Source organism: Paraburkholderia sp. BCC1884 (assembly GCF_900996225.1).
In the GTDB taxonomy this organism is placed as follows: Bacteria; Pseudomonadota; Gammaproteobacteria; order Burkholderiales; family Burkholderiaceae; genus Paraburkholderia.
This window is the reverse complement of the sequence record NZ_CAAJGL010000013.1, coordinates 1-464: the sequence shown is the minus strand read 5'-3', so window position 1 is coordinate 464 and position 464 is coordinate 1. Positions and strand designations below refer to the sequence as shown.

Here is a 464-nt window from a genome sequence, read left to right as displayed (position 1 = left end):
CGACGCCTCGGGCGCGCTGATCGACTGAAGCGGCAGAAGGCGGGACCACGACGCGCCTCGCCGTGCACGCGGCACGGGAAGTCGGCCCTGCGGCCCCGGATGCCGACGCGACGCGAGCCCGGCACCGGCAGAGTTCACGGCGCTCCGGTATGATCGGCAGCCTCGCCGGCGCGGCCGTCCTCGCGCTGCCCCGGCCCCGCCGTTCCGGCGCGCCCGGCTTCGCGCGCCCCGCTTCGTTCCGATCGCCCATGTCCACGCCGCCTTCCGCCATCCCCTCGCCGTCCGCCGCCCATCGCCATTACTCGCGCGGCCTGCTGCTCCTGCTCGCGACCATCGCGGGCGTGTCGGTCGCCAACATCTACTACAACCAGCCGCTGCTCGGCGCGCTGCGCCTGTCCTTCCCCGACGGCGCGGCCTGGATCGGCGTGGTGCCGACGGCCACCCAGCTCGGCTACGCGGCCGGC

General features: G+C 75.6%; 1 pseudogene. It reads left to right on the top strand.

The annotated features are described in order from the left end of the window. Nucleotides 1-248: 248 nt before the first annotated feature. A pseudogene (locus FQ705_RS01110) lies at nucleotides 249-464 on the top strand (MFS transporter); the annotation flags it as partial.